Origin of the sequence: Acinetobacter sp. (assembly GCF_050285345.1) — a bacterium.
Lineage (GTDB): Bacteria > Pseudomonadota > Gammaproteobacteria > Pseudomonadales > Moraxellaceae > Acinetobacter.
In genome coordinates, this window is record NZ_JBLZXR010000083.1 from 21,799 (window position 1) to 29,128 (window position 7,330).

The following is a 7,330-nucleotide window of genomic DNA, read 5'->3' on the forward strand; positions in this document are numbered from 1 at the left end:
ATTCGCCCTTAGAAAAATGAATCAAACATATTGAACAGCACATTGGCGGACTCGCGTGGCGGATGTAGATAAACGACATCACCTGCTTGTGGTGGTGTTCGGTTCTCGATTTTAATGCGGGGTGGTTTGTCATGGCCCTCATGTACCACGCGAATTTGTGAAGTCCATAAACGCCCGGTACTTTCACTATAAAATAAAGGCAGTGCAGGGACTGGCACGTTCATCCGGTCAAAGCGAATCTGTTCATTACTGATATTGTGAAATTCAATTGGGGTAATCGCACGAAATGCGCGTGGTCTCAGTTGCTTTAACTCTGTGCGGCCATCGACTGCTGTGGCATAGCACACTTCCCCTATACGATGGTTGGGACCAAACCATGTGTCTTTGGGTAAAATCACAGGAATATCAAATAATGGTTCTTTTAAACCTTCGACAAAGCCTGCCACCCAAAGTGGCGTGCTGATATATAAAGTACCGCGTTGTCCGGCAGGAATATAAATCGGGTCAACTGGTTTAATCACCACGGAACGATCGGCCAAACGTGGCATGATCTGAACTTTATCGTGGGTTTGACGGAACATATAACGTTCCATTTTCACTGGTTGCGGAAAGCCGAATTCAGGGTCAGAAATTTGATGCCATTGTTGTTCATAGTCAAACTGAAAGATTGGACGATGATATTCCATGCGCCATTCTTGCATGCCACGCGTCACACGAAAAAGTAGTGAACCAAATTGCCAGCTCCGTGGATGGTTTAGTTCAAAGTGATATTCACCCCACCATTTTAGTTTAGGGCTCTCTTGCTCAGTAATTTCATTCTGTAATGGCAATGCGCATTTCCCTTATCTTGATAAATCCTAAAAACTGACTTCACGCTGTCAAATGCTTAGAGTACACTCAAAACAACTTTTTTCGTCATTATAATGCGTGATGCAAGTACTTAAACAATTACAAATACCATATAGTTTTGCCAAACGTCATGGCGTATTGCTTCGATATGAGGGTGATCAAGCATTTATTGTACGCCGGAGCAGTACGCCATTATTGGCATTGCAAGAAGCACGTCGATTTTTGGGCCATCCTGCACAATATCAACTTTGCACCGAACAAGAATTTAATCAATTGCTTAGCTCGAGCTTTGCAGGTGATACCGGCGAATCACAACAAGTCGCGGCTGGCCTGGAAGATCATCCAGATTTACTTAGCCTTGCAGATTCTGTACCTGAAACCGAAGATTTGATGGATCAGGAAGATGATGCACCAATTGTACGTTTAATCAATGCCTTACTGTCTGAAGCCATCCGTGTTGGCGCATCAGATATTCACATCGAATCCTTTGAGAAAAAATTGTCTGTCCGTTTACGCGTCGATGGGCAATTGCGTGAAATTGTACAGCCACGGCGTGAATTGGCGCCGTTGTTGGTGTCGCGAATTAAAGTCATGGCAAAACTGGATATTGCGGAAAAACGCATTCCGCAAGATGGCCGTATTTCCCTACGACTTGCCGGGCGTGAGGTGGATGTACGTGTTTCAACCTTGCCGTCGTCTTACGGTGAACGCGTGGTGATGCGTTTACTTGATAAACAAGCTGGTCGTTTGAATATGACCCATTTAGGTTTGATGCAGCATGACTATGACCGACTGAAACAATTGGTGCATCGTCCGCATGGCATTATTTTGGTCACAGGGCCAACGGGCTCGGGTAAAACCACCACCTTATATGCGGCATTGTCAGACTTAAATGATGGCTCAAAAAATATTTTGACGGCTGAAGACCCAGTTGAATATCAATTGGAGGGGATTGGGCAGACACAGGTCAATACCAAAGTGGATATGACCTTTGCCCGTGCTTTAAAAGCCATGCTGCGTCAAGACCCCGATGTGGTGATGGTCGGCGAGATTCGTGACTTGGAAACAGCAGAAATTGCAGTTCAGGCTTCATTAACAGGGCATTTGGTACTTTCAACCCTGCATACCAATACAGCCATTGGTGCAGTAACACGGTTGAAAGATATGGGGATTGAACCATTCTTACTTTCAAGCTCACTGATTGGTGTGGTGGCACAGCGTTTAGTTCGAACCTTATGCCGGCACTGTGCCACTTGGCATGAGGCGGATGATTTTGAAAAAGAATTGTTTAAGCATTTAGATAGCTCTGTTGATTTAAAGCTCCCGCAACCGAAAGGTTGTGAACAGTGTTCACATAGCGGTTTCACAGGACGTACTGCAATTTATGAAATTGTCCCGATCGATGAGCAAACACGCCGCCTGATTCATGGCAATGCAGCGGAATTTGAACTGGAAAATCATGTGCGTGCGAATGCTGGCTCAATTCGTGATGATGGTCTGCGTAAAGTCTTGGCAGGCAAAACCACGATAGAAGAAGTTTTGCGTGTGACCAATGAAGCTGTCGACTAATTTTAAACGGCTATAAAAGAGAAAAAAGACCTGAAGCCTTTTCAATACTTGAGGTCTTTTTTTAATTTGGCTTTACCACAAATGAGTAATTTTCTGCATCAATTTCGCACGAAGTGGCGCAGTTGGATTGGCCGTATTACGGTGGGTTTCATTTTCATAAAACTTTTGCCAAGTGTCTATCATCTCCAAAGTCACGCCTTGGGTTTTAAATTTTCCAATATCTTGTTGGGTCAAATTATCTAAACGTGTAGCCGCACCCTCAGGGCCTGTTCCCCAACCAATGATCCCTTGACCAAATGCAGGCAAAGGCATGTTATTGGGTGTCGAGGGAAATTCAAGGCGTTGAATATTGGGATCGATTTTAGATGCTGTCAGGGGACGGATTTTTTCAGACCAGCTTAGTTCTGCAAAGGCTAAACTTGAAAGACTAAATAATAAAAATGAGACAAGTAGAGGTTTTAGTAACATAATTAAAAAGCACTAAATATAAATGAGAATCAATTGCATTTTAGCAGTGTTTAATGGTTTTTAAAATTACGGATTCGCATGGTTGAACATAGATTTTTGAGAACAGAGAAAAGATGTATTTTTGATTTAGTTCGTGAGCACAATTTGTCATGATCTTAGCAAACAGTGCTCACGATTTTGAGGTAAGTAGGAAAAAATCTTAGGTTAGAATGTTTAGGTTCACATTGATGTTATTACGCGTTGCATTGGAATAAGGGCACACGATATGCGCTGCATCAACCAGTTTTTTTGCTTCAGCTGCGTCCATGCCTTCAAGATGAATATTTAAGGTTACTTCGATCCCAAAACCAGTCGGAATTGATCCAATACCGACATCACCTTCAATGTAGGCATCTTTTGCGATATTAAGTTTGTCTCGGTTTGACACAAACTTCATTGCCCCTAAAAAGCACGCAGAATAGCCTGCAGCAAATAATTGCTCTGGGTTGGTACCATTGCCTGTGCCACCCATAATTTTAGGAACAGCCAGTTGCACATCTAAATGACCATCGGATGTCGTTGCGCGACCATCACGGCCCCCAGTTGCTTTGGCATGGGCAGTATAAACAGCTTTTTCTAAAGTCATTTTTTAATCCCTTGAATGATTGCTTAGAATCATATCCTGTGGGATTTTGCTGAAATAATATTCAGTTGTTTTGTAACTGTAATGGAAGGGTCGTGCTGAAACTTAGTATTGCACTAAAACGCGATGTTGCATTAAGGGCATAGATTCACGGATTTTCACTTGTTCAGCGAGGTCAAAAGGCACTGTAATTAGGCTTGCACCCTCAGTGTGAATCATTTGTTGTAATTGACCGCGGCTATTGGCTGCGCCTGTATGTCCCCAAGTTTGACGTTTTTCACCATGCCAACCTTGTTGTGCTGCACCTAAAACGGCACATTGACTGTCCATGGCACGTGCTTGTAAAAGCAATTGCCAATGCATTGCACCTGTAGTGTAGGTAAATGCCGCAGGTGCAGTCAAAATATTGGCGCCTTTTGCGCGTAATTTAAGTGCAAGTTCTGGAAAGCGTAGGTCATAGCAGACCATTAAACCCAGATTGCCAAAGGGCGTATTCGCCACCACAAGGTCTGTACCGGGTTCAAAGAACCGAGATTCTTGATATCCACCGACCGCATCACCGACTTGTACATCAAATAAGTGAATTTTGTCATATCGTGCTTCAGTTTTTTCTGGGCTGATACAGAGGCTGACGGTACGCACTCGACCATCTGCAATGATGGAACCATCTGGACGATAAGGGCATGGGAGAGTGCCTGCTACAATCCATAATTGATAGTGGTGTGCCAGTTGTTCCAATCGTTGTTGAATACTTTCGAACTGCGCTGCAGTTTCACGTTGTTTTCCCGCCGCAAAACAAACGAAATTCTCAGGGAAGACAATTAAACTTGCACCTTGAGCCTGACTTTGTTGCATCAAAGATTCAATCACTTTGAAATTCTCTTCAATGTCATTTTGTGAATTCATTTGTGCAACTGAAAGTAGCGTCATAAGGCAAGAGCATCCATTCTTTTTATCGTTGATTTACACTTTTTGCTGGCTGGTTTGATCCAAGTTATCCTGCTCTTTTTGCAGTTGCTTCACTAAGGGTTCAAACATATTTTGATTACTGTCATTCAGTTTCATCAGCGTTTTATGTGCATCTAGAACAGTATTTAGCATATTGCTATGCGTGATGTGTTCTTCCATCAGTGCACGCGTGCATACACTTGGATCACCACAGTAATTTAAGATGACAAATACCTGACCCAAGCCCATGCTATTGGCGAGCGTTGTAATATCAGAGTTTGTCGACAGCATTACCGCTTGGATATGATGAACTTGTTTAAGTTTCAACCCTAGCTTGGCTAGAATGCCAAGAACGGTACTATCAATAAATGTAGTTTGGGTTAAATCAACGATTGCGCCGACTACATTTTGTTGCTGTTCAATTTTGTTCAGTAACTTGTCTAGACTAATACAAGATTGGGCACGCACTTCGCCAATAAGCTTAAAAATATGCGTTCCATTCAAGCTTGCATATTCAACATGACCTGTTGACATATAAATGCCATTTGCAGAGAAGGATAGTAAATTATCCCATAGGGCCACTGCTTACTCAAGTGGGTGAGCGTCGTAAGAAAGTCTTATGTGTTATAAGTTATTGATTTTAAATCTAATTGATTCGACGTAAGCTTAGGATGGCAATATCGTCTGCAACATGATCGGGTGCCTGAAATGATTGATTTTGCAAGTGATAAACCAATTGACCGAGTTGTTCATTCAGCCCACCATCAAAGGGTTCAAGAGCGCCATCCGAACAAATGACAAAGCGCGAGTATCGATTGAGCGTACATTCAAACTCTTCAACTTCTAAGTCTTCAGTGAGGCCTAGTGGAAAACTACTGGTATTTAAGATTTTAGCGGGTAAGCCAGGCTCAAACAAAATTGCAGGGGGATAATGTCCAGCACTTGACCATTTCAACAGATGTGTTTCTAGGTTTAATGTTCCCACAATCATGGTAATGTGTTTTTCGATATTTTCCTGTACCAACATACCATTGAGCTTTTTAATCAGTTCACGCGGGGTTTTAGAGCGCCCATGAAATGCCGCCATCCAAGAGGTGAGTAGGCTACTGGTCACGCCATGTCCAGAAACATCCGCTAAATAAAAAATAATTTCTTTATCGCTCAGTTTCCAATAATCGTACCAATCACCGGATAAATAAGCAGAGGGTTGAAAAAAGGTTTCAACCTTATAGTTTTGTAGTTCGATCGGATTGGGCAGTAAACGCTTTTGTAATTCTGCCGCCGAGGGGAGATCACGGCTATCTTGATTACGCTTATATTGAGCGTCAATTTTGATCAATGCTTCTTGTAAATTGTCTGGCAAATGGTTCCATACCCAACCGGCCAAAGCACCTTGTTGCCAAGCTTGAGCAAGTGCAGCGCCTTCATTTTCAAAAGCCAGCACAATAGTTGGAATTGCCCATTGATGCTTTAAAAAATCAGCAACATCAGCAATTGCAATAATCGTTGGATCGTACAAGTCTAGATCTTCAATGTTAATCATTTGTACACTCGGAAGTGTATCAAGTACCTGATCTAAATATGGAATATCACGAGTAGGTTGAATGAAATACATAAAGTCTGTGGGTGATCCGGTGTGTATCAGAAGTGAACTACTATAACAATCAAATTACGGTCAGAGGAAGACGAAGCCGCCTCTGACAGAAAATTTTACAAATTAATCAGCAGAATTTTGCTCATCATCTTGGCTGTCTTGGTCATCAATATCATCATCAATGAAGGATATAGCGCCGGCATCCTCACCTTTTTTCTGTGCAATTTCAAATTTCTGACGCTGTAGATAGATATCACGGATGGCTGCGTAGCGGTCACCTTGAAGCACGCTTTCAGCATCGAGCAGATTTGCACGGGTATCAATGGCTCCCAGTACGGTATTACCCCAAGCAACACCTTCATGGTCATTATTTTTCATCACATAGTTGATCGGTCTGCCATACGCTTCCGCAACATAGTCAAGCGAATTACGGAATGTCGATGGGCCAAGTATAGGCAACATCAAGTATGGGCCACTCGGTATGCCATAGTAGCCTAATGTATTGCCTAAGCTTTCTTCTTCTGAGGTAAAGCCCATTCTGCGGGCTGGGTCAGCTAGTCCTAATGTAGTCACTGTATTAATAGTAGTTCTGGCCAATGTTTTTGCTGCGCGGCTAAAACGACCTTGAGCAATCTGGTTTGCCGCATTCCATGGCTCACTCATATTTTTTCTGAACAGACGATAAGAACCACGAACGTCACTTGGGACTTTTTCTTTATATTGAACTGCAATAGGACGTAAAATATTTCGGTCCATCATGTCATTAAATGCATAAACCTGACGGTTGAGTGGTTGTAAAGGGTCTTTTTCTTCTTCTGGCTGGGCAGCATGTGCATCAACTTTTAAATCTTTTGCTTTAACATTTTTTAATTCTTTTAGTGCTTCAAGGCGTGAGTGTTTTACAGCTGTACTTTCTTCCGATGATTCGGCAGTAACGGTTACAGAATCCGTAAACTCAGCAAAAGCAGGAGAAACTAGTCCAAGAGAGAGTAGACTTGCCCACAGGTAATGTGAATGTTGCATATAAAATTCCTGAGTCTTTTTTCGGATAATTAAAACAGCGCAGATAATATCTTAATATTAACAGCATATGAATGTCGTTGTTGAAAGCAAATTTGATCAAAATATGAATAAAAAAGGCTAAATTGAACAAAAAAAAACCACTCGAATAAATAATTTAAAAAAAGGTGTTGCGTTGGGTTAGAAATGCTGTAGAATGCACATCCATCGGCGGTGATGTTGATTAAAACTTGTTGAGAAACAAGGGTTTAGCGAAAAAC

8 protein-coding genes are annotated in these 7,330 nt (G+C 42.2%); 1 reads left to right on the plus strand and 7 read right to left on the minus strand.

What is annotated here, in order from left to right; all coding sequences use genetic code 11:
• Positions 1-8: 8 nt before the first annotated feature.
• Positions 9-830 carry a hypothetical protein gene (locus ACN6OV_RS07420; RefSeq protein WP_427951427.1) on the minus strand — a complete coding sequence of 274 codons (822 nt, stop codon included), beginning with the start codon at positions 828-830 and terminating at the stop codon, positions 9-11.
• Between the two features lie 100 nt (positions 831-930).
• Between ACN6OV_RS07420 and gspE the strand changes: the two genes are divergently transcribed.
• Positions 931-2,418: a type II secretion system ATPase GspE gene (gspE, locus tag ACN6OV_RS07425; RefSeq protein ID WP_427951429.1), complete on the plus strand. Its 1,488-nt coding sequence runs from the start codon at positions 931-933 to the stop codon at positions 2,416-2,418.
• 72 nt (positions 2,419-2,490) lie between these two features.
• Here the strand turns inward: gspE and ACN6OV_RS07430 are convergent, their stop codons facing one another.
• The 6 genes from ACN6OV_RS07430 to ACN6OV_RS07455 form a co-directional block, all read right to left on the minus strand.
• Entirely contained in the window at positions 2,491-2,886 is a 396-nt protein-coding gene (locus tag ACN6OV_RS07430) for a DUF4951 domain-containing protein (protein WP_427951432.1), read from the minus strand.
• A gap of 199 nt (positions 2,887-3,085) precedes the next feature.
• Positions 3,086-3,511 carry an organic hydroperoxide resistance protein gene (locus ACN6OV_RS07435; protein WP_427951435.1) on the minus strand — a complete coding sequence of 142 codons (426 nt, stop codon included), beginning with the start codon at positions 3,509-3,511 and terminating at the stop codon, positions 3,086-3,088.
• Positions 3,512-3,613: 102 nt separating this feature from the next.
• Positions 3,614-4,438, minus strand: coding sequence for a carbon-nitrogen hydrolase family protein (locus tag ACN6OV_RS07440; RefSeq protein WP_427951438.1), 825 nt, complete (start codon positions 4,436-4,438; stop codon positions 3,614-3,616).
• A 33-nt stretch (positions 4,439-4,471) separates the two neighbouring features.
• Positions 4,472-4,990, minus strand: a complete 519-nt coding sequence (gene gigB / locus ACN6OV_RS07445; protein ID WP_427951440.1) for an anti-anti-sigma factor GigB — start codon at positions 4,988-4,990, stop codon at positions 4,472-4,474.
• Positions 4,991-5,102: 112 nt separating this feature from the next.
• Positions 5,103-6,071, minus strand: coding sequence for an RsbU family protein phosphatase GigA (gene gigA / locus ACN6OV_RS07450; protein WP_427951443.1), 969 nt, complete (start codon positions 6,069-6,071; stop codon positions 5,103-5,105).
• 102 nt (positions 6,072-6,173) lie between these two features.
• A complete protein-coding gene (locus ACN6OV_RS07455) occupies positions 6,174-7,073 on the minus strand; it encodes an MlaA family lipoprotein (RefSeq protein WP_427951446.1) in 900 nt (299 codons plus the stop codon).
• Between the last annotated feature and the right edge of the window lie 257 nt (positions 7,074-7,330).